Source organism: Enhygromyxa salina (assembly GCF_002994635.1).
In the GTDB taxonomy this organism is placed as follows: domain Bacteria; phylum Myxococcota_A; class Polyangia; order Nannocystales; family Nannocystaceae; genus Plesiocystis; species Plesiocystis salina_B.
The window spans coordinates 1-20,367 of the sequence record NZ_PVNL01000112.1 but is presented as its reverse complement, the minus strand read 5'-3'; the positions used below and the strand labels follow the sequence as shown (position 1 = coordinate 20,367).

Annotated in this window: 18 protein-coding genes; 10 read left to right on the top strand and 8 right to left on the bottom strand. The window is 68.3% G+C overall.

Annotated features, from left to right (window positions below; all coding sequences use genetic code 11):
- Positions 1–327 precede the first annotated feature (327 nt).
- From ENSA7_RS28150 to ENSA7_RS28135, 4 genes are read left to right on the top strand one after another with little or no spacing between them, the layout of a single operon-like run.
- Positions 328–2,031: a TolC family protein gene (locus ENSA7_RS28150; protein WP_106092461.1), complete on the top strand. Its 1,704-nt coding sequence runs from the start codon at positions 328–330 to the stop codon at positions 2,029–2,031.
- Between the two features lie 2 nt (positions 2,032–2,033).
- Entirely contained in the window at positions 2,034–2,816 is a 783-nt protein-coding gene (locus ENSA7_RS28145; protein WP_219908071.1) for a YqjF family protein, read from the top strand.
- Between the two features lie 52 nt (positions 2,817–2,868).
- Complete coding sequence (locus ENSA7_RS28140; protein WP_106092460.1) at positions 2,869–3,774, top strand: hypothetical protein; 906 nt, start codon at positions 2,869–2,871, stop codon at positions 3,772–3,774.
- A gap of 25 nt (positions 3,775–3,799) precedes the next feature.
- Positions 3,800–4,126 (top strand): heavy-metal-associated domain-containing protein, encoded by a 327-nt coding sequence (locus ENSA7_RS28135; protein ID WP_146158222.1) that lies wholly within the window; start codon positions 3,800–3,802, stop codon positions 4,124–4,126.
- Between the two features lie 15 nt (positions 4,127–4,141).
- Here the strand turns inward: ENSA7_RS28135 and ENSA7_RS28130 are convergent, their stop codons facing one another.
- The 3 genes from ENSA7_RS28130 to ENSA7_RS28120 form a co-directional block, all read right to left on the bottom strand.
- Positions 4,142–5,122, bottom strand: a complete 981-nt coding sequence (locus ENSA7_RS28130) for an L-threonylcarbamoyladenylate synthase (RefSeq protein ID WP_106092458.1) — start codon at positions 5,120–5,122, stop codon at positions 4,142–4,144.
- 20 nt (positions 5,123–5,142) lie between these two features.
- A complete protein-coding gene (locus ENSA7_RS28125) occupies positions 5,143–6,600 on the bottom strand; it encodes a coproporphyrinogen-III oxidase family protein (RefSeq protein ID WP_146158221.1) in 1,458 nt (485 codons plus the stop codon).
- 68 nt (positions 6,601–6,668) lie between these two features.
- Entirely contained in the window at positions 6,669–6,995 is a 327-nt protein-coding gene (locus ENSA7_RS28120; RefSeq protein WP_280524042.1) for an FAD-dependent oxidoreductase, read from the bottom strand.
- 645 nt (positions 6,996–7,640) lie between these two features.
- On the opposite strand from ENSA7_RS28120, the gene ENSA7_RS28115 reads away from it, so the two are divergent.
- The 4 genes from ENSA7_RS28115 (at position 7,641) to ENSA7_RS28100 (ending at position 12,730) form a co-directional block, all read left to right on the top strand.
- Positions 7,641–9,812 carry a molybdopterin-containing oxidoreductase family protein gene (locus tag ENSA7_RS28115; protein ID WP_106092455.1) on the top strand — a complete coding sequence of 724 codons (2,172 nt, stop codon included), beginning with the start codon at positions 7,641–7,643 and terminating at the stop codon, positions 9,810–9,812.
- Between the two features lie 34 nt (positions 9,813–9,846).
- On the top strand, positions 9,847–10,305 hold the full coding sequence (locus ENSA7_RS28110; RefSeq protein WP_106092454.1) for a nucleotidyl transferase AbiEii/AbiGii toxin family protein: 459 nt from the start codon (positions 9,847–9,849) through the stop codon (positions 10,303–10,305).
- A gap of 19 nt (positions 10,306–10,324) precedes the next feature.
- Positions 10,325–10,507, top strand: a complete 183-nt coding sequence (locus tag ENSA7_RS28105; RefSeq protein WP_146158220.1) for a hypothetical protein — start codon at positions 10,325–10,327, stop codon at positions 10,505–10,507.
- Between the two features lie 537 nt (positions 10,508–11,044).
- Positions 11,045–12,730, top strand: coding sequence for a pyridoxal-phosphate dependent enzyme (locus tag ENSA7_RS28100; RefSeq protein ID WP_181234195.1), 1,686 nt, complete (start codon positions 11,045–11,047; stop codon positions 12,728–12,730).
- On the opposite strand, the gene ENSA7_RS28095 is transcribed toward ENSA7_RS28100, so the two are convergent.
- Positions 12,727–13,362, bottom strand: coding sequence for a hypothetical protein (locus ENSA7_RS28095; protein ID WP_106092451.1), 636 nt, complete (start codon positions 13,360–13,362; stop codon positions 12,727–12,729). The genes ENSA7_RS28100 and ENSA7_RS28095 overlap by 4 nt on opposite strands.
- Positions 13,363–13,534: 172 nt before the next feature.
- On the opposite strand from ENSA7_RS28095, the gene ENSA7_RS28090 reads away from it, so the two are divergent.
- Together ENSA7_RS28090 and ENSA7_RS28085 are read left to right on the top strand one after the other, a co-directional pair.
- Positions 13,535–14,260 carry a GGDEF domain-containing protein gene (locus ENSA7_RS28090; protein WP_106092450.1) on the top strand — a complete coding sequence of 242 codons (726 nt, stop codon included), beginning with the start codon at positions 13,535–13,537 and terminating at the stop codon, positions 14,258–14,260.
- The gene (locus ENSA7_RS28085; protein ID WP_106092449.1) at positions 14,257–15,111 is read left to right on the top strand and encodes a serine/threonine-protein kinase; all 855 of its coding nucleotides are present in this window, start codon (positions 14,257–14,259) and stop codon (positions 15,109–15,111) included. Before ENSA7_RS28090 ends, ENSA7_RS28085 begins: the two co-directional genes overlap by 4 nt.
- Before the next feature lie 5 nt (positions 15,112–15,116).
- On the opposite strand, the gene ENSA7_RS28080 is transcribed toward ENSA7_RS28085, so the two are convergent.
- The 4 genes from ENSA7_RS28080 to ENSA7_RS28065 form a co-directional block, all read right to left on the bottom strand.
- Positions 15,117–16,352, bottom strand: coding sequence for a hypothetical protein (locus ENSA7_RS28080; RefSeq protein WP_106092448.1), 1,236 nt, complete (start codon positions 16,350–16,352; stop codon positions 15,117–15,119).
- Positions 16,353–16,357: 5 nt separating this feature from the next.
- Complete coding sequence (locus ENSA7_RS28075; RefSeq protein ID WP_106092447.1) at positions 16,358–16,930, bottom strand: MiaE family protein; 573 nt, start codon at positions 16,928–16,930, stop codon at positions 16,358–16,360.
- A gap of 9 nt (positions 16,931–16,939) precedes the next feature.
- Positions 16,940–17,761 (bottom strand): enoyl-CoA hydratase/isomerase family protein, encoded by an 822-nt coding sequence (locus ENSA7_RS28070; RefSeq protein WP_106092446.1) that lies wholly within the window; start codon positions 17,759–17,761, stop codon positions 16,940–16,942.
- Between the two features lie 55 nt (positions 17,762–17,816).
- Positions 17,817–20,367, bottom strand: a 2,551-nt coding sequence (locus tag ENSA7_RS28065) for a serine/threonine-protein kinase (RefSeq protein WP_219908070.1), incomplete at its 5' end; no start/stop codon positions are given.

Below are 20,367 nucleotides of genomic sequence, written 5' to 3'. Positions count from 1 at the left end.
GTGCTGGACTGGGGGGTCATCCGAGGGGTCGCGTGGTGGGGGCGCTCACACGGGCCGATGTCAGCGGGGGCTGACGGGTAATCCGACCATTACTAACGGCGAAACTAGGGAACGTGGGGCAACTTACAAGACTGGCCAGAGGTTTTTCGAAAGCTGCCTGCGCGGACCCCGTTGGAGGCCCCTTGCGCGCGATCCAAGGCTGTCTGCGCATGGAGGCGGTCAAACAACCCACCGGCCGGCTGGGTCAGACGGCGCGCCGCCCCCCCGTGTCGGCGTGCCGCTTGACCGGAGCAAGGCGCGGGCGTAGTCACAGGCCGCCGGAACGCAGTGCTCAGCTCTCTTTCAGCCCTGCTCGTGTGCAGCAGCGTCCTGACCTGGGCGCCGCCGCCAACTGATCCCCTGCCGCCGGACTCGGGGCGTCCGCCCGACGTGGCGCCCGCCGGGACGGCTGAAGGTCCGGCGCCGTCGTCGTCGCCGACACCCACACGCGCGTACGAAGATCTTGGCGAGGCTGATCTGCCGTACGAGACCGAGCAGCTGCAGCTGTCGGAGGTGCTCGAGCTCGCGCTCACGGAGAACCTCGATCTGCAGAACAAGCTCATCGCGATCGAGATCTCCGAGGCGCAGATCCTCGCCGCATCGGGTGCCTTCGACGTGACGATCACCGCCGGGCTCGCGGCCTCGGTTCAGGTCAGCAAGCCGCGTGGATCCGCGTTCGTGTTCAGCACCGGGTCGCGCTCGGTCTCGGCCAACTTTGGGGTCAGCCGCCGGCTCGAGACTGGTGGCAACCTGGCGCTCACGATCGACGTCGGGCGGACCCTGACCGATCAGCCAATTAGTTTCTTCAACCCGGCGCTGGGCTCGGCGACGCTGGCCCAGTACCAGATTCGGCCGACCCTCACCTTCATGCACCCGCTGCTCAAGGGCATGGGCGTCCGGGTCAACCGTGCGGCGCAAGATCGCGCTCGCCTGGCCCGGTCGAGCGCCGAGGCCGATCAGCTGGTCACCGCGCAAAACCTGGTTCGCGACTTGATCGGCGCGTACTGGGACGTGCTCGCGGCCCAGCGTGACCTCGACAACAAGCGGCAATCCGTCGAGCTCGCCAAGGAGCAGCTCTCGCGGACCCAGGCCCAGGTCGCCGCCGGGCGGCTGGCGGCGGTCGAGTCCAAGGCGGTCGAGCAGAGCCTCGCCCAGCGCGAGACCGACGTGCTGCTGGCCGAGAACCTGCTGCTCGACACCAGCTTGCGGCTGCGCACGCTGATGGGGCAGGAGTTTGCCGGGCGCGAGGTCTTGGGGGTCGTGCCAGGCACGGATCCGGTCGAGTCGATCGTCCCCGAGCCGGTCGACATGCAGGGCGCGATCGATCGAGCGCTGGCCGCCAACCCGGCCGTGCGCCAGCTCGAGATCGCGCTGGCGAGCAAGCGCATCGACGAGATCGAGACCGTCAACCAGCGACTGCCGCAGCTCGACTTCACCGGCACCTTCTCGCCGCAAGGCCGCAGCGTCGACGCCCTGCCTGATCCCTCGACGGGCGAGCCTGGTTCCACGGGCAGCTGGGGCGAGGCGTTCCGCAACTTTGGCACCGACAACGTCTCGCGTGACGGGCTGTTCGCGGAGTACACGGTCAGCGGCGCGCTGGATCTGACCTGGTCAGTCCAGAACCGGACCGCGCGGGGCAACCATCAGCGGGTCCTGGCCGAGATGCGCCAGGCCGAGGTCAACCTCAAGTCGATCCGGCAGAACACGGCGACGCAGGTGATCACCGCGACCAACAGTCTGCGCTCGGCGGCCAAGCAGATCGAGCTGGGCCAGATCTCGGTCGAGCTGGCCGAGCAGAACCTCGCCGCCGAGCAGGCGCGCTTCGAGGTCGGGCGGGCGACCAACTACGATGTGTTGTTCCGGATCGACGAGCTGCTGAATGCCCAGACGACCCTGCTGCGCGCGGGGCTGGACTACCTGCGGGCGCGGGCCCAGCTGCAGGCGCTGACGGGTGAGATCCTGCCAGCGTACGGTCTGGACATTCGGGGGTAGTCGTGCAGCCAGATTGGTCGGCGATCGTTCAGCAGCACGAGCACCGGCCTTACCCGCTGCCGGACCGCGCGTGGCACATGACCATGTCGTGGCTGGATCTCCTGTTTGCGCACTGGAGCTTTGATCCGGCGGTGATTCGAGCGCTGCTGCCCGAGGGCCTGGAGCTCGATACCTACGAAGGCCGCGCGTGGCTCGGGGTGGTGCCGTTTCGAATGGCCCACGTGGGCCCGCGGGGGCTCAACTGGGTGCCCGGGGTCTCGGCGTTTCTCGAGCTGAATGTGCGGACGTACGTGACCGCGGGGGGCAAGCCGGGGGTGTGGTTCTTCAGCCTGGACGCGGCGAGCAAGCTGGCCGTGGCCACGGCGCGGGCGGTGTTTCACCTGCCGTACTTTCGGGCCCGGATGAGCTGTGTGGAGCGCGACGGGTGGATCGAGTATCGCAGCGAGCGGCGGCATCGAGGGGCGCCCGACGGGGAGTTTGTCGGGCGGTACCGTGGGGTTGGCGAGGCGTACTCGAGCAAAGCCGGGACCCTCGAGCAGTGGTTGACCGAGCGGTACTGCCTGTACGCGCGCAATGGTCGGGGCCGGATTCTGCGGGGCGAGATCCATCATGAGCCCTGGCCGCTGCAGCGGGCCGAGGCTGAGATTGAGCGGTGCACGGTCGCGGACGGGTGGGGGACGGTGCTGCCGGACGAGCCGCCGTTGTTGCACTTTGTCCGGCGAATCGATGTTGTTGGGTGGTTGCTCGAAGCGGGGTCTGGATCAAGGGTGGTGAGCACGCCCTGAGCCCCGGTCGCTTTGGGTTGCCGGGTGACGCGCGCGACGAGTACGCTGGGCCATGGCCTCGGCTACCTTGCTCCTCGCGGCGACCCTGCTCGTCGGCCCACCGGTTCAAAAGCCGGTCGTCACGCCCGCGCAACCAGAGTCGGGCGAGCCAGCGATCGCGCCCGCGCGCGTGGACTCCCAACCCGCCGCAGATCCAGCCGTCGACCCGGGAACCGAGCCCGTCGCCGAGCCAGCCGAAGCGCCAGACGCCGCGCCGATCGCCGAGCCCGCCACCGATCCAGAGCCCGCCGCCAACGAGCTCCCGAGCTGGCAGTCGGATCCCGTGCAGCCGCCCGCAGAGGGCCCCCACGGTCCCGCCGACACCCCAGTCGTCGATGAGTGGGGCGATCCGATCGCGGTCCCCGTCGATCGCGGTCCGCCCAAGGGTGGAGGCTTCTATGCCGCGGCCGGCGGTCTGCTGGGCATCATGATCACCCGCCAGTGGGTCACCGCGCTGACCTGCGATGACGTCTACTGCGGGTTCCGGGGCTTCGTCGATCGCGGGCTCAGCGTCGGCGTCATGGGTCTCGCGGGCGGCGGCGGCTGGTTCGACGGACGCCGCGCCGCCTGGAAGGCCAACCGCGACGGCACCCCCGCCAAGAGCCTCACCGGGCGCCGCGCCGCCGGCTGGACCATGTTCGCGCTCGGCCTCGGCGGGCTGATCGCCGACACCGTCCTCTACAACATCTGTTACGACCAAGCGCTCGGTCCCTACACCCAGCGCGACGGCTTCAGCTACACGTGCTCGCCGGTCGCCTCGGTCGTGGTCCTCGACGTCTCGACCTTGTTCGGCGCGGTCGGCATGGGCCTCGGCATGTCTGCCGAGGGGCAGCTGCGCCATCGCAAGAAGTACGAGCTGAGCGTCGCGCCGTGGGGTGGGCGCGGGCAGGCCGGGTTGTCGCTGGGCGGACGCTTCTGAGCGCAGCTTGTGCTACGAGCCCGGCATGCAAGGCGCTCGTCGGCTCCAGTCGCTGCTCCCCCTCGCGCTGTGCGTCGCGCTGCTGCTGGGCTGTCGGGGCGAGCCCCAGACAATGCGCGTCGAGCTGGCCGTCGCGGGCATGACCTGCGACACCTGCGTGCAGGCGATCACCCACGAGGTCGGGCGGCTCGAGGGCGTGCGCTCGGTCGAGGTCGATCTCGAAGCTGGCAAGGCGGTCGTGACCTACACGCAAGGCGCGATCGAGCCCGCGGCGATCGAGCAGGTGATCGAGAAGATTGGCTATGAAGCCGAGCCGGGCCAGGCGCAGCCCGTCGAGGCGCCAATCGAATAACCAGTCGAATCACCGCTAGCTCGCGGCGGACCGAGCCAGGCGATCGCGGATCGCCGCCCACGCGCGCTGCTGGGGTACGGCCTCGACCAGGATCCGCGCGCAGCCCAGCTCGTCGAGGGTGTGCAGCGCCGCGTACAGCAACCGTCCGTACTCGCGCGGGTCAGCGGGCATGCTCAGGTGATGATCGACGCCCGGCGGTGGTTGTTCGGCAAAGCTGATCAATCCCAGCGGCCGCGCACCGGACAGCGCGCTGCTCAGCCGCCCGGTCTTCACCACCACCAGCTCCCCGCTCGGCGCGTAGTGACGCCCAACCAACCCCGGAGACGTGCGCGGCTGGCCCTCACGCGGCGCGGCAGGTCGCGCCAACACACCGGTGACGTCCTCGAGCTCGTCGACGGGCACCCCACCCAGCCGCAGCAACACTGGTTGCGCGCCCGAGAGATCGACCACCGTCGACTCGATGCCCACCCGGGTCGGCCCCCCGTCGAGGATCAGCGCGGCGTCCGGTCCGAGTGAGCGCGCGACGTGGGCCGCGCTGGTCGGCGAGATCCCCTGAAAGCGATTGGCGCTCGGCGCCGCGATCGGCACCCCAGCGGCCTCGAGCAGCGCCCGCGCGACCCCGTGCGCCGGGGCCCGCAGCGCCACGCTCGGCAGCCCCGCGGTCACGAGATCGGGCACGACCGGGCGCTTGCGAAGCACGATCGTCAGCGGTCCCGGCCAGAACCGATCGGCGAGCTCGGTCGCGAGTCGCGGCCAGTCTTCAACCAGCGCCTGCGCGGCCGCGACGTCGAGCACATGAACGATCAGCGGGTTGTAGCTGGGCCGGCCCTTGGTCGCGTAGATCTTGGCGATCGCCCCGGGGTTCATCGCGGCCGCGCCCAGCCCGTAGACCGTCTCGGTTGGAAACGCGACGAGCTCGCCGGCCACGATCCGCGCGGCGGCGGCCTGCATCACGCTGGGGTCGGGCTGCTCGGGATCGACGACGATGATGGGCATGGGGGAGTCGGGCGCGGCGCTCAGCCGGCGACGCGCAGCGCGATCTTGCGATTGCGGACCAGATCGTCGGCCACCGTTGGGTCGCGCCCAATGAGGTAACCCTGAATCGAGGGCGCGGCAAACAGCGGGATGATCCCATTCTTGGCGTGCACGCCCTCGGGCGTCAAGCTCAGCGCGTCGTCGTCGAGCTGCATCAGGCCGCGCCCGACCAGGAACTCGATCTCGGCCGCGAACACCTGCTCGAGCGGGACCCCGAACTTGGCCAAGAACGGCGCCCGGCGGATCTCGCCAAAGTAGAAGCTGACCGCGCACATCTTGCCCATCATCTGGCGGATCGGCAGGTCGTAGAGATCTTGGATCGGCAGGCGCCTGGCGGCGACGCTGTCGAGGTAAGGCCGCAGGGTCTTGCCGGCCGCGCCGTCGTTATAGGCGATCGTGGTGTGCGTGAAGGTCTGTGAGCCCAGCCCAAATCCAATATAGGGGATCCCGGTCTGGACCCGACGCGCGAGGTAGCTGCTGGTGCCGACGTCGCCGGGGATCCGCGAGTACGTGGTCTTGCCCGGGTTGGCGTGGTAGCCGGCCGCCGCGAGCACCTGCTTGGCGAGCGTCGCCATCGGCCGCACCTGGTCGAGGGTGACCGCGTCGGCCTGGTGGGAGATCCGCGTGAGCTTGTAGCGCATGCGGTACAGCGTGATGTACTCGGGATCGAGCGCGATCGCGTGCTCGAGCGTGGCCCGCCAGCTGTCCAGGCTCTGGTTGGCGAAGCCGTACATGAGGTCGAGGTTGAGTCGGGAGAAGCCCGCGGCGCGGATCGCCTCGACCGCGCGAAAGTGGTGCTCGACCCCGTTCTCGGCCCGGTTGAGCAGCTTGAGCAGATCTGGCTGGATGACCTGAATGCCCATGCTGATCCGCTGGATCCCGAGCGCCCGATAGCCCGCGAGCTTGGCTGGATCCGCCGCGGCGATCTTGGGCGTGGTCTCGATGCTGATGTCCGCGCCCGCGACGAAGCTGCAGCGCGCGTGGATCGACGCCATGATTCGCGCGATCTCGGCGACTGATAGAAACGCCGGGGTGCCGCCGCCGATGTCCATGCCATGCATGCGTCGGCTGCCGAGATCGACGATTTGATCGTAGTGCTCGATCTCCCGCAGCAGCGCGTCGACATAGACCTGGGTATGCGAGCGCTCGTCCTTGCCCACCACGGTGTACTCGCAGAACGAGCAGCGAGTCTCGCAGAACGGGACGTGCACGTAGAGGCACATGTTTTCGAAGCCAGACAGGCCGGCCCGCGTCACGTCCAGGTGCTCGCTGCGTGGAACCCGGTACGGCTTGAAGGTCTGCTGGTGCGCGATCGGGTAGGCGGTGTTGGCGATGTGATGGTTGCGCAGCCCGGCCGCGAACACCTCCGCGGGCGGGTAGCTCATGGTGTCGGCTGGCGCGGGTGCGCGCCACGTGGTCGGGGTTGGGGTCCAGGTCATCGCGTTCACATAGTGTACGATCAACACTATACGTGCAAGCGCAGGGCGCTGAGGCCCGTGGGTATGACTCACGCAGATGCTCGTCGCGTAGACGCCGTCGAGCCGGTCGCGCAGCGAGCATCGACGCGGATCGAGCCGTCGGGTCCGAGCCCGCCGCCCGCGGCCGCGAAGATCTCGGTCCGCGGTCGGACCCCCGTCGTGATCAGGACCAGGTCCGTGTCGATGCGTACGTCGCGCGCCCGGAGGGCGACGACTTTCTTGCCCTTGCGGGCGACTTCGTCGACCCCGACGCCGAGCCGGACGTCGACCCCCGCAGCCGCGAGCGCGCGGCCAGCCTGGGCGGCGGCGCCAGCGGAGTACTCCGGCAGCAGCTGTGGACCTTCGAACAAGGTCACCTCGAGGCCCGACGCGCCAGGCAGTCCGCAGCCTCGACACCGTGGTAACCACCACCGATGACAGCGACTTGTCGGACTCCCTTGCACAACAGCGTGTCGATGCGTCGCAGGTGTGCCGGGTTGCGCAGCAGGGACACGTTCGAGGCCGGGCTTTCGAACACGGGCGGCACGATCGAGCCGGCCCGAGCGCGTAGATCAGCGTGTCGTAGGCCACGATCCCTGCGCTGGTATGAACCTCGCGTTTGCCAGGGTCGAAGCTCAGCACGCTGACCTTGGTGCGTACGTCAACCTCGTAGTAGCGGCTGAAGAACGCCGCACGGTACGGGGCGAGGTCAGCGCGGGCGTCGACTTCGCCGGATAGATGGTAGGGAAGCCCGCCAACCGCATAGCTGATCGCGTCGGCGCGCTCGAGCAAGATGATGTGGGCGTCGGCGTTGGTCTCGCGAGCCCGCGCTGCTGCTGTTTTACCCTCAGTCGACCCCGACGCGACCCGTGCTCGGCTGCGCCTCCGCGCGGGTCGCCACCCTCGCTTCGCGCGGGCTCAAGGTCGGGTCCGCCTGTGGGAACGCTTCGCTTTCTTTTTTTGGTTGGCCATGAGTCTTGGCGCCATGGTGGCATGCCAGACGCCCGAGTAGCATCCCGGATATGGCCCTGCGTCCTCGCCACGACCCCCGCATGCGCGTCGTCAGGGGCGTGTGCCCGCACGACTGCCCGGACACCTGCGCCTGGCAGGTGGCAGTGGATCCCGAGACGGATCGCGCCGTCGATATATGGGGCGACAGCGGGCATCCCTTCACGGCGGGGAAGCTGTGCGGCAAGGTCGACAGCTACCTCGAGCGCAGCTACCACGCCGACCGGCTGACCACCCCCCTGCGTCGAGTGGGGCCAAAGGGCCAGGGCCAGTTCGAGCCGATCAGCTGGGCCGAGGCGATCAGCGAGATCGCGCGGCGCACCACCGAGCTCGTCGAGCAAGTCGGCGCCGAGTCGATCTTGCAGTACTCCTACGCGGGCACGATGGGGCTGCTGCAGGGCGAGGGCATGGCCCAGCGCTTCTTCAATCGGCTCGGCGCCACGCGCTTGGGTCGAACGATCTGTGCGAGCGCTGGAACGCAAGGATTGCGCTACACGGTTGGCCGGAGCATGGGTCCCGATCCGCTCGATTTCGAGTACGCGCGGCTGATCTGGCTGTGGGGCACCAACACGCTGACCAGCAACATGCACCTTTGGCCGATCATCCAGCGCGCCCGCAAGGCCGGGGCCAAGGTCGTGGTCATCGATCCGGTCCGCACTCGCACCGCTCGCGCCGCCGACGAGTGGGTGCCCATTCGACCAGGCACCGACGGCGCGCTGGCGTTGGGGATCATGCATGTATTGATCCGCGAGGATCTGATCGACCACGACTATGTCGCTCGCGGCGCCGTTGGGTTTGAGCAATTGGCCGAACGGGCGCGCGAGTGGTCGTTGGACCGTGTCGAGGCGATTACAGGCATCCCAGCTGCACGCATCGATGCCCTCGCGCGCGATTATGGCCAGATCAAGCCAGCCGCGATCCGCATCAACTATGGGCTACAGCGGCACAGCGGCGGCGGCATGGCGGTCCGCAACATCGCGTGTCTGCCCGCGCTCGTCGGGGCCTGGCGCGAGCGCGGCGGCGGGATCCAGCTCAGCAGCTCGGGCAGCTTCAGGCTCGACCTGAGCGGAATTGAGCGCCCGGACTTACTCGCTGATCGAACGCCTCGAACCTTCAATATGAATCGGCTTGGCGAGGCGCTGAGCCTGGATCCAGAGCAGCGGCGTCGTGCTCATTTACGCGAGTGTCCAAACGACCAAGTGCCGAACGACGCGGGCCCGCCCGTGCACGCGCTGTTCGTCTACAATTGTAACCCCGCTGCCGTCGCGCCGGATCAAGGTGCAGTGATTAGTGGTCTCGCCCGTGAAGATCTCTTCACCGTCGTGCTCGAGCATTTTGCGACAGATACGGCCGATTGGGCAGACATTGTATTGCCCGCTACCACGCAGATCGAGCATTGGGACATCCTCAAGTCCTATGGGCACCTGTACTTCGGACTCAACCGTCCGGCGATCGACCCGGTCGGCCAGAGCCTGCCCAACTCCGAGATCTTCCGACGCATCGCGCAGGCCTGTGGCTTCGACGAGGCGTGCTTTCACGAGTCCGATGAGGCGATCCTCCGGGCGTTCGTCGACGCCCAGCGCGACCCGAGCATGGCCACTATCAGCTGGGAGCGGCTGCTCGAGCAGGGGTACTGCCGCCTCGACGTGGCTGACCCCTACCTTCCGTTCGCCGGCGGTGAGTTCCCCACGCCAAGCGGTCGCTGTGAGCTCTACAGCCAGGCCATGGCCGACGCGGGATACGACCCCCTACCAACCTACGTGGCACCCTCGGTCAGCGCAGAACAGGCTCAGAACAGTGAAATTCTGCACTGCATCTCGCCTCCCGCCCACTCGTTCTTGAACAGCACCTTCGTCAACGTGCAGAAGTTTGCCAGCCGGGAAAAACACCCGCTATTGCTGTTGCACCCCGATGACGCACGTCATCGTGGTATCGCTGATGACACGACTGTCAGTGTGGAGAACCAGCGTGGGCGGGTGCGCCTGCGTGCACGCGTGACGGACGAGGTCGTGCGCGGCACCGTGGTCGCCCCCAGCATCTGGTGGACCAAACTCTGTCCCGAAGGCCGCAACATCAATTGGCTGAGCCCCCCTGACGAGACCGACATGGGAGCAGGAGCGTTGTTTTTTGACGTGCCGGTGCTGGTGCGCGTCTGTGTCACCGACGTTAGTGTCACTGAGGGTTGAGATCGTCACGGGGATTTAGTGGTAGTCTTGCGCCGTGGATCTCTACGCGGAGCTTTGTGCCTTGGTGCGGGGCCTCGATCAGGCGCAGGTGGAGTACGCCCTGTGCGGCGGGCTGGCGATGGCGGTGTATGGCATCCCACGCGCGACGCGGGACATCGACCTGCTCGCGCGGCGAGCCGACCTCGAAAAATTTCGGGAGGTCGCCCACAGCAGGGGCTTCACGGACGAGCTGATGCTGATGCCGTTCGGCGGGGGCCTGTCCGCCCAGCGCTTCCGCATCCCCGACATCCATGACCCCGACCCGCTGACCCTGGATGTCTTGCTGTTCGAGGGCGAGCTCGACCTGGTGTGGAACTCCAGAACGCAAGTCCAGTTTGAGGCCGGCAGCATTTGCGTGGTCTCCAAGCCGGGCCTGATGACACTCAAGCGTAGGGCTGGCCGCCCGCAGGACATGGTGGACATTCAGTTGTTGGAGATGCTCGACGATGATTGACACAATTGACACAGTCGATATGAGTTCGCAGGCTGTCTCGAGTCGGCTCCGGGCCGCGTGCCGGTATACGCCCAAGCTACGGCGCGGACCGCTGGTGGCCATGGACGCCGTCTCGGTGTCTGCCCGGCTACGCTCGGTGTCCGAGATGGGCGCGCTGTGCCACGAGCTCGGGCGCGTCGGCGCCCTCGCCCGCGCGAGCTAGAGCACCGATCAGTTTGGAGTCACGACGCCAGGCACATCTGGGGCCGCTCCTGCCGTTGTCGCTCGGCGCTCGCAGTATGCCGGATACAGCTTCGGCCTCGCTCCTAAGCAGGAACGGCCCCAGACGCACCTGACGACGCGACTCCAAACTGATCGGCGCTCTAGAGGCGGCGGGTTCTTTTAGACCCCCACATGGAGCTTGGCAGTTCGCCGACTGCAGCCGCTGGCGCGTCTGGTCGCTTCGCTCCTCGGGCCCGTTTGTACGCATGGGCATGTGTGGCCCCCTTGAAGGGGCTCTCAACGCGCTTGCTGTGGGCACGAGCGTGCTGGTGCGGGGGAATGTTTGTTTCGAACGTGATTGAGAGATGATGTTGCGAATCGTCCATTGTACATATTGTGGTCGTTGGGGCAGCGTGGGTTGGGCTTAATAGAGAGTTTGGGGTTTGGGGCGTGCGTGGTCGCGAGGATCGTATTTGCGGTTGGAGTTGCGCTTGTTATGCTGCGCGTATTGTTGGAGGAGCGGATCATGATGAGCGATGTGTCTCTTGATCAATGCAACGCGCGGGCGCCTGATTTTGATCAGGCATTTGCGGCTGGCGTGCTGCAAACCTCGGAGGTCGAGCATGCGCTGGGTCGGCTGCTTCGCTCGCAATTTGGGTGCGGGGCTCAGGCGCAGCCCGACCGCAAGCTGCGGGTGCTCGATCTCGGTGGCGGGGTAGGGCGCTGCCGCACGAGCCTCTGCAATACGCTGGGGAACAAGGTGCGGTCGTTGACCCTGGTCGATCGTAGCGAGGTGGCGCTCGAGCGGGCTCGGCAGGGGCTGGCGGCGCATCAGCCGATGGTGCGCGGTGCTCAGCTCTCGGAGCTGGCCGAGGGTGGGTTTGATCTGGTGATCGCGGCGTACTCGATCAGCCAGCTCGCGCACGCGGAGAAGCGGGCATTGTTCGCTACGGTCACTCGGCTGTTGGCGCTTGGCGGCAAGTTCATCCTGATCGATGTCCTGCAGCTCTCGAGCTTCGAGCGTGAGCTCGCGGATGTGGCCGAGCATGAATCTCGCGCTCGCGGGTGGAACACGGAGCTGGCTGTGGGTGACGGGGCGCTCGCGCGGGCGCCAACCGTGCGCGCAACCGTCGAGCGTCGGGCGACTGTCGACGAGCACCTGGCGTGGCTGCGACAGGCTGACATGGAGGCCGCGTGCGTGTGGCGTGGGCTCGACACGGCGATCTTCATTGCGCGCGCGCGGGCCCGCCGTGGCAGCCACGGGTTTCGGCCCGAGCTCGCGCCGCCACAGTGCGACTCGGTGCTGGAGACCATCGGCAACACCCCGCTGGTGGCGCTGCGCCGGATCTGTCGCGATCTCGACGGCCTGGTGGTGATGAAGCTCGAGGGGTTCAATCCCGGCCACAGCAAGCAGGACCGGGTCGCGGTCGAGATGATCCGCGCGGCGCGTCGCAGCGAGGCGCTGCGGCCGGGGCAGACGATCGTCGAGATCACCAGCGGCGCCACCGGGGCGGGGCTGGCGATCAGCTGCTGTGTCCTCGGCCACCCCTTCGTCGCCGTGATGAGCCGTGGCCACGCAAGCGCACACGCGCACGCACAGATGATGCGCAGCTGCGGGGCCCAGGTCGTGCTCGTGGATCAAGATCCCGCCTCGGTCCCAGGGCAGGTCTGCAGCCGCGACCTCGCGCTGGTCGAGGCACGCGCGCAGTCGCTGGTCCGCGAGCACGGGTACTTCCGGGTCGACAGCTTCAAGCTGCGCGCGAACGTGCGGGCGCATGAGCAAGGTACGGCTCAGGAGCTGCTGCGCCAGAGCGACGCGCCGATCGATGGATTCGTCGACCTGGTGGGCTCGGGCGGCACGTTCACCGGGATCGCGCGGGCGCTCAAGGCCGCGCAGCCGGGCACCGTGTGCATGGCGATCGAGCCGCCGGGCCCGCCAGCGCTCGACCGCGCCAACATCACGGAGCTTCGCCATTGTATTCGCGGTGGCGGCTCTCGGGCGCGTTCGTCGTTTGATCCCGCGGACTGCGACGGCCTGTTGACCGTCACGAACGCCGAAGCGATCGCGTGCGCGCAGGAGCTCGCCCGGGTCGAGGGGATCTTCGGCGGGTACTCGACCGGGGCCAACCTGGCCGGCGCGCTGCAGCTGCTCGAGCGCCTTGGACCCGGCGCAGTGGTCGCCTGCCTCGCCGCCGACAGCGGCGCGAGCAGCCACACTTATTAATACCGCTGCAAGCTGACGCGCACCGAGTTGTCGCCGGGTGTGAGCTTGAATTCCTCGACCGCGCGCCGATGCCCGCGAGCCCTGAACTCGAGCTTCACGATCAGCTCGTGCTCGCCGCGTGGAAACGGCAGCTCGGGGAAGCTGTCGACGGTTCTCGTCTGGTAGGGACAGCCGCTGACGCAGCTGATGCTGAGCTCGGACAGCGGCAGGGCGCCCGTCTGAAACGACAACTTCGCGGGCTTGGGTGTCGCGTAGATGACGTGGATCTGATCGCCGCCACAGTCACCTGGCGACAGCTGCACGGCACCTTGATAGGCCGCGCCGTGCAAGCACACGGTGACCGGCTCGTCGATCTGAAGCTGCGCCGCGCCGCTGACGGGGAGCGGCTGGCGAGCGTCCCCACGTACGGGCTCGGACCCTGGCTCGGACGCGACGACAGATAGTTGATAGTCGCCGCCCATGCGCAACACCGCAGGCAGCTCCTCGACCTGAACCTGGCACGTGACGACGGGCGGCGGCGGCTGGTCGGGCGCCCTGGCGTGGCCCACCGAAGCGGCGATGAGCAGCGCGGCGCCGACGGCCAGCGCAGCGGACGCACAGCGCCCGCGAGTCGAGAGGGGGAGAACGGACATCGCAGCGAAGTCAGGTTAGGGCGCGACAATACCAAGCAATCGAGCGCCTGCGCGAAGTGTGGACCGGGGGTGCCTGCTATCCTGGTCGTTGGTGCAAGAGCTCGATCGCAGCGCGGCAAGGAAATGGGGCGGATGCGGCTCCTCTTGGACGTGGGCGCTGGTTGGGCTGGGATTGGCACCAGGTGCGCCGCTGGGGCTGTGGCTGACATTCGAGTGGTGTGGCGTCGACGTGCCCAGCGAGGCCGTCAAGGCGGCGCTGATCTACTCCGCGGTCGGTACCGTGATCGTGTTGACAGCGTTCGGCTGGGGCATGGGCCGCATGGTCGACCAGGTCCGCTCGGCCTCGCTGCATGACGGGCTCACGGGTCTGTTCAATCGTCGGTTCCTGCGTGAGTCACTGCCGCAGATGCAGGCGGCCGCGGCTCGACGGGGCGAGCCGCTGTGCGTGGTGATGCTCGACCTCGATCTGTTCAAGGAGGTCAACGACTCGCACGGCCACCTGGTCGGCGATCAGACCTTGTGCGCGGTGTCGCAGGCCCTGCGCGATCACAGCCGCAAGTCGGACTTGGTCTCGCGCTACGGCGGTGAGGAATTCGCGGTGCTGTGTCCCGACACCGACTACGCGACGGGTCTGCAGGTGGCCGAGCGGCTGCGCGCCGCGATCGAGGGGCTCGACGCGAGCAAGCTCGGCCACCCCGGGCCGCAGACGATCTCGGTCGGCGTCGCCCTGCAGTCGCCGCACCAGCAGCTGAGCCCCGAAGAGCTGCTCGACCACGCCGACATGGCGCTGTATCGAGCCAAGTACGCCGGGCGGAACTGCTGCGTCGCCTGGCTCGACGGTGACGAGCCTCGCCCGGTCTTGACGCCGTCCCGCCAGTCGGCGAGCGTCATCGAGTGATCGGCGAGACCGTGCTCGAGCGCTACACCGTGCAGGCGCTGCTCGGTGAGGGCGGCATGGGCGAGGTCTACCGGGCCGTCGACGAGCGCGGGCAAGCGGTTGCGATCAAGCGGCTCCACGCCGAGGTCGCCACCTCAGGAGATCTCGTCGCACGGTTCCAGCGAGAGGCCAGCGCCCACGCGATCCTGTCCCACCCCAACATCGCGGCGATGCACGCGGTCGGGGTGACCGACGCGGGCCACCTGTTCTTCGTGCTCGAGCTCATTGAAGGTCACGACCTGGCGACCGAGCTCGAGCGCGGCGCGCTGGCTCCCGCGCGGGCCGTGAAGCTGGCGATTCAGCTGCTCAGCGGGCTGCACCACGCCCATCAATTTGGCATGGTGCACCGCGACCTCAAGCCCGAGAACGTGTTGTTGGCCGGCAGCGGGGACCACGAGCAGGCCAAGCTGATCGACTTTGGCCTGGTCAAGCTGCTGACCGACGTGCTGGGCTCCGACGAGTGCCAGCGACTCACGCGGACCGGGGTCGTGTTTGGGACGCCACAATACATGGCGCCCGAACAGATGGTGCCCGAGCCCGTGGACCCGATCGATCACCGGTCTGACCTGTACGCCGTGGGGATCTTGTTGTTCGAGATGCTGTGCGGGCGCCGGCCGTTCGAGGCTGACGAGATCACGCAGCTGTGGCGCGCGCACCTGACCGAGCCGGCCCCGAGTCTGGCCGAGTTCGAGCCGAGGTTGGATCACCCGGATCTCGACGCGATCTTGCAGACGCTGCTGGCCAAGCGGCCGAGCCAGCGGTTTGCGAGCGCGCTCGCGGTTCGGCGCGCGCTCGAGAGCTTGTCGATGTAGGCCTGCTAGAGCGCGCGCCGCTGGGCGTCGATCGGCAGGTCGGGGCTGAACTCGATGAACGGCGCGCGGGCGACCGCGTCGGGCCACGCGAGCTTGGGCCAGCGTGATGCCGTCAGCTCGTGGATCAGCTTGAGCGTGCGGAACCCATCGAAGCGCTCGTGCAGCCGCTGCGCCAGCTGAGCTGGGGGGTATCGCTCGACCAGGGTCTGCGCGGCCTCGAACATGCCGTGGAGCTGGGGCGCATCGAGCTCTCGGGTGAGCTCCGCGAGCGCGCCCAGGCCCGCGCCGCTGACGATCTGATCGAGCGATCGCAACACCCGGGCGAGCGCCTGAAACACGCGTGGATCATAGACCTGCAGCGCCTGTCCGCTGATCAGCGCGGCCACGGCCGGCCCCGTTCCAAACGGGACCCGGGCCGAGCGACGCGAGCGGATCTCGACCGGGGCGCCGCCCAGCTCGCGCACGATCCCGAGCTTGGCCAGCTTGTTGAGCAAGTAGAAGTCCTCGCCCGCCTGACGGCGCGGGAACCCGCGGACGCTCGCATAGGCCGAGCACGCGACGCTGATCAGGCTGCCGATCGTGTGAAACGCGAACGGCGAGCCGGCGAAGCGCAAGCCCGCGACGTAGTAGCGCAGGCTCAGCTCGTAGCGCGCGGTCGCGAGGTCGGCCTCGGGATCGTCACCGGGCTCGTGCCAAAACGGTGCGACGGTTGCGATGACGTTGGCGCCCGAGCTGGCGACCCGCTCGAAGTGCTCGGCGGGCAGGCGCGCGTCGGCGTCGGTGCAGTGGATCCACGGCGAGCGCAGCCGGCCGAGCTGATGCAGGCGCAACACCAGGTCCGCGCCGATCTTGCGCGCGAGCCCGACCCCGTCGCTGCTGTCAAACCGACGATCCCCGCGGACACAGTCGACCAGCACGACGTCGAGCGAGCCCACGCGGTGCAGGCTCACGCCCTCGCGACGCCACAGCTCGGGGTGGGCCTCGACGGCCTCGAGCAGCTGGGTGCCCTCGAGCTGATCCTGCAGATCATCTGGAGCATCTGCAGCATGGCCCGCGTTGACGACCAGCACGCAGACCACCGCGTGTCGCTGCGCGGGTGCCTGTGCGGCGGCGAGGCACTGTGCGCCCTCGCGCCGAGCCGGGATCACCACCGCGTGATCCCACGGACCGAACGCCTCGAGTCCCGCGCACTGATCCGCAGTAACCGAGGCGTGGCGGTCGAGGTACTTGGTGATCGACATCAGGCTCAGTGCAGCGCCGGTCGCAGCGGCAGCCCAGCGATGATCTCGCCCTCGAGCACTAGCAGCTCGGCGATCCGCGCGTCGACCTGCTCGCGGTCAAAGCACTGCCGGGCGAGGCGATGAAACAGCCCGACATGCCGGGCCTCACAGCGGGTCAGCTCCGCGTAAAATTGCTTGAGCTCGCCGGCTGGCAGCGCCTCGGCGACCAACCCAAACCGCTCGCACCCACGCGCCTCGACCACGCCGCCCATGACCAGGCGATCGAGCAGTCGCTCGTCACGACCGCCGCGGACCCAGCGGATCAGCGGCTCGACGTAGGGATCCTTCTCGTCGGCGCGGAGCGTGAGCCCGCGGGCCTCGATCAGCCGATAGACCTGATGAAAGTGCTCGAGCTCCTCGCGGGCGAACGCGATCATCGGCTCGAGCAGGGCCGTGCGATCCGGGTAGCGAACCACGAACGACATGCCCGTCGCCGACGCCTTGCGCTCGCAGGCCGCGTGATCGAGCAAGAACTCGTCGAAGTTCGCGAGCACGAGCTCGACCCACGCGGTCGGGGTTGGGGTCACGAGCGGGAGCACGGCGCGACCCTACAGCAGCAGCGACCAGATCGGACGCAGCAGCCACAGCGCCAGAAACATCAGCGCCGGTCCGCGCTTGCGCTTGCCCCACAAGAACCGAAACTGCCCGCGCAGAAACGGCGCGGCCAAGAACGCGTCGGCGATCTGCTGGGACTCGCGGGCGTTGGCGGCCTGCAGCTCGTGGAGGCTGATCCCCCCGCGAAACCGGCGCGCGGTCCCGGCGTCCGCCCAGCGCTTGGCGATCTCGTGGGCCTCGTCGAGCAGCTCCTCGTGGGCGACGACCCACTGAACCAGCCCGATCTCGAGCGCCTCGGCGGCCGTGGGCTTCCACCCTTCTTCGCCCAGGATCCTGTCCGCCGTCGCGGCCCCCAGCATCCGCGGAAACAGCACTGAAGAGCAGCCCTCGGCTGGCACACCGAGCGCGGCGAAGGGCGTGGAGAAGGTCGCGCGCTCCGACGCGATGATGCCGTCACACAGCGTCGCCGAGGTCACGCTCGCGCCGATCGCCGGCCCGTTGACCGCGACCAGGATCGGCTTGGGGAACTCGAGGAAGGCGTTGAACAGGGCCTCGTTGTGCTCGGCGATCAGGGCGTGGAGCCGCCGCGGGTGGTCGAGCCGAATCGTCCCGCCCAGGTTGACCCCCGCGCAGTAGTAGGGATCGGCGCCGGTCAGGATCACCGCCCGCGTCTCGTCGTCGCTCGCGGCTCGAGTCAGCGCCAGCTTCAGCTCTGCCAGCATCGGTTGGGTCCAACCGTTGAGGCGCTTGGGCATGTTCAGCGTCAGCGTGGTGACGCCGTCGCGGGTCGAACACAGGACGAGCTCCGAGGACATCGCCGCATGTATACTCGCGTCGACCGGGGTCAGCCACTCGCGAGCGCGACGACGCTCAGCCGCCGCCGATCTTGCCCTGGGCCTTGGCGATCCGGGCGTCGGCCTTTGACGAGCCGTAGTCCTTGGCCTTCTTGTACTCGTCGAGCGCGTCGCGGTAGCGCAGCACCGCGTAGTAGGCGTCGCCGAGGCTGATGCGGTACTCGCTGTTCTTCGGCGAGGCCTTGACGGCTTTCTCTGCGTAGAGCACGGCCTTTTGGCTGGAGCCCGTGTTGAAGTACACGTCGGACAGCCCCATCAGCGCCGTGCCGTTGCGTTGATCGTAGGAGATCGCCTGGTTGAACAGGTCCTTGGCCTGCTCGCGCTTTCCGGCTCGCAGCGCGGCCATGCCCTCCTGGGCGAGCGCGTCGGCCTTGCTGGGATCACGCGCGTTGCTGCCGAGCTTCTCGTCGTCGTCTTTGGGGCGGCGACCACCTGGGCGCTTGCCGGGCTTGTCGTCGGCCTCGGTCTCGTCCCCGGTCTCGCCCTCTTCGACAGCGAGCTCACCCGTGTCGGGGTCGGGGCCGGGATCTTCGGCGTCGGGCTGGGGCTGAGCAGGCTGGGGCGCCGGGACGTTGGTCACCGCGATCCCAGCGCCGCGAGCGGCCTCGAGCGCGCGGCTCTGGATCAGCAGCGAGCCGGCCCCACGGTTGTCCTTGGCGCTGGCCTCGAGCTCCATCGCCAGCAGCGCCTCCGCCTTTTGGCGGGCGACCTCTTTGTCGTCCTCGGCGAACACGTCGAGCCAGCGCGCGGCCGACAGCTCGGCCTCGGTGAACTCGCCGCGGGACGCACGATCCTGGTAGTCGGCCAGCAGCGCGGGCGTCAGCCCCGAGCGCTCGAACGCCTCTTTGTCCTGCGGATCGAACAGCAGCGCCATCGTGTAGTACTCGCGCGCGAAGCCCTGACCGCCGGGGCTGTCCCAGTAGCGATCGCCCAGGTTGTTGAGCGTGGCCCCGAACTCGGTGCGCAGCTCTTCGGCCCGCTCTTCACCCGCGTTGTCGGCCGAGCCCTCGAGCCCCTCGAGCTCCTGGATCTTCGTGTACGCCGTTGGGGCGCTTGGCTGGTCTTGCGGCGGGTGCAGCCACTGGGTCTTGGACGCGGCCTCGCGCGCTTCGATCGTGAGCGCGTCGATCTGGCTGCGCTCTTCGTCTGTCGGCTTGCCGCCAACGAGCGCCCACGTCACGCCAACCCCGATCACCAGCGCCGAGATCCCGGCGACCAGCGGCCACAGCCAGCGGTTGCCCTGCTGGATGATGATCGCGTTGGGATTGGGCATGCCCGCGAGCAGCCGCTCGCGGCGCTCGGGCTCGACGTCCGGGAGCGGCAGGTCGTCCCATGGGGTGGTCAGGCCCGCCGCGATCTGGGCCTCGCACAGCGCGGCCTCGAGGTCGTCCATGCTGGCCCAGCGATCCTCCGGCTCCTTGGCCAGGCAGCGCATGATCACGTCGGCGAGCTCGGCCGGGATCTCGCGATCGGGCCGACACTCGACCAGCGGCTTGGGGTCCTCGTAGAGCTGCTGGTGCAGGAGCTCTTGGATGTTCTCGGCGAGAAACGGCGGGTACCCGACCAGCAGCTCGTAGGCCATGCAGCCGGCCGCGTAGATGTCGAGCCGACCGTCGAACTTGATCCCCGTGATCTGCTCGGGCGCCATGTAGTGCGGTGTCCCGGCGATCGTGTTGCCTTCGTCTTGGCCGGCCGCGAGCATCGCCGAGATCCCAAAGTCGACGATCTTGACGACCTCGCGGCCCTCGCCCTCGACCAGGATGATGTTCTCCGGCTTGATGTCGCGGTGGACGATGCCGGCCTTGTGCGCGACCGACAGGCCCTTGCAGATCTGGCGGAGCAGGCCGATCAGCCGCGGCGGCTCGATCCAGTCTTCCTCGGTTGGCGGGACCAGATCCCCGCCCGGGATCAGCTCCATGCAGAAGAACAGGCGGCCGTCGGACAGCTCACCGAAGTCGTAGATCTCGACGATGTTCTTGGAGCCGATGCGGCTGGCTGCCCGCGCCTCGTCGCGGAACACCTGGGCCATCTTGGGCTCTTGCGAGAGATCGAAGCGGAGGATCTTGAGCGCGACCTTGCGATCGATGTCGACGTGCTCGGCCTCGTAGACGACCCCCATGCCGCCTTCGCCGAGCCAACGGATGATTCGGTAGCGGGTGCCTGGCACGACCTTGCCGGGGATCAGCCGGATCCGGGGCTGATCGGCGCCCGGCTCGGTCAGGCCCTCGGTCCCGGCCATCTGCGTGTGCTTGTAGCGGGACTCTTGGAAGTCTTCTGCGGTCGCGCGGGCCTCGGCGGGGGAGCGGGGCTGTTGGTTGCTGGGACCGACACCTGGACCGACGCCGGGACCGGAACCGGGGCCAAAACCGGGATCGGTAGGTCCGTAGCCGGGCGCGGGCGCGGGCGCGTGGGATGACGGGACGTTCGGGACCGTTGGCGCGGCGGCGGCCTGCTGCGCGCGGACGTCATCTCGAGACTTTTCGAGCCGAGCCGTGGGAGCGGGGGCCGACGGGCGCGGCGGAGGGACTGTGCCCACGCCGACAATGGTTCGGTTGGGGGGCTTGGGG

Excerpts from the sequence above, each read along its gene's own strand:
- ENSA7_RS28070 (WP_106092446.1), bottom strand. The coding sequence starts at position 17,761 with ATGTCCTCGGAGCTCGTCCTGTGTTCGACCCGCGACGGCGTCACCACG.
- ENSA7_RS28080 (WP_106092448.1), bottom strand. The coding sequence starts at position 16,352 with ATGTCGATCACCAAGTACCTCGACCGCCACGCCTCGGTTACTGCGGAT.
- ENSA7_RS28140 (WP_106092460.1), top strand. The coding sequence starts at position 2,869 with ATGGCCTCGGCTACCTTGCTCCTCGCGGCGACCCTGCTCGTCGGCCCA.
- ENSA7_RS28105 (WP_146158220.1), top strand. The coding sequence starts at position 10,325 with ATGAGTTCGCAGGCTGTCTCGAGTCGGCTCCGGGCCGCGTGCCGGTAT.
- ENSA7_RS28130 (WP_106092458.1), bottom strand. The coding sequence starts at position 5,122 with ATGCCCATCATCGTCGTCGATCCCGAGCAGCCCGACCCCAGCGTGATG.
- ENSA7_RS28115 (WP_106092455.1), top strand. The coding sequence starts at position 7,641 with ATGGCCCTGCGTCCTCGCCACGACCCCCGCATGCGCGTCGTCAGGGGC.
- ENSA7_RS28125 (WP_146158221.1), bottom strand. The coding sequence starts at position 6,600 with ATGACCTGGACCCCAACCCCGACCACGTGGCGCGCACCCGCGCCAGCC.
- ENSA7_RS28095 (WP_106092451.1), bottom strand. The coding sequence starts at position 13,362 with ATGTCCGTTCTCCCCCTCTCGACTCGCGGGCGCTGTGCGTCCGCTGCG.
- ENSA7_RS28135 (WP_146158222.1), top strand. The coding sequence starts at position 3,800 with ATGCAAGGCGCTCGTCGGCTCCAGTCGCTGCTCCCCCTCGCGCTGTGC.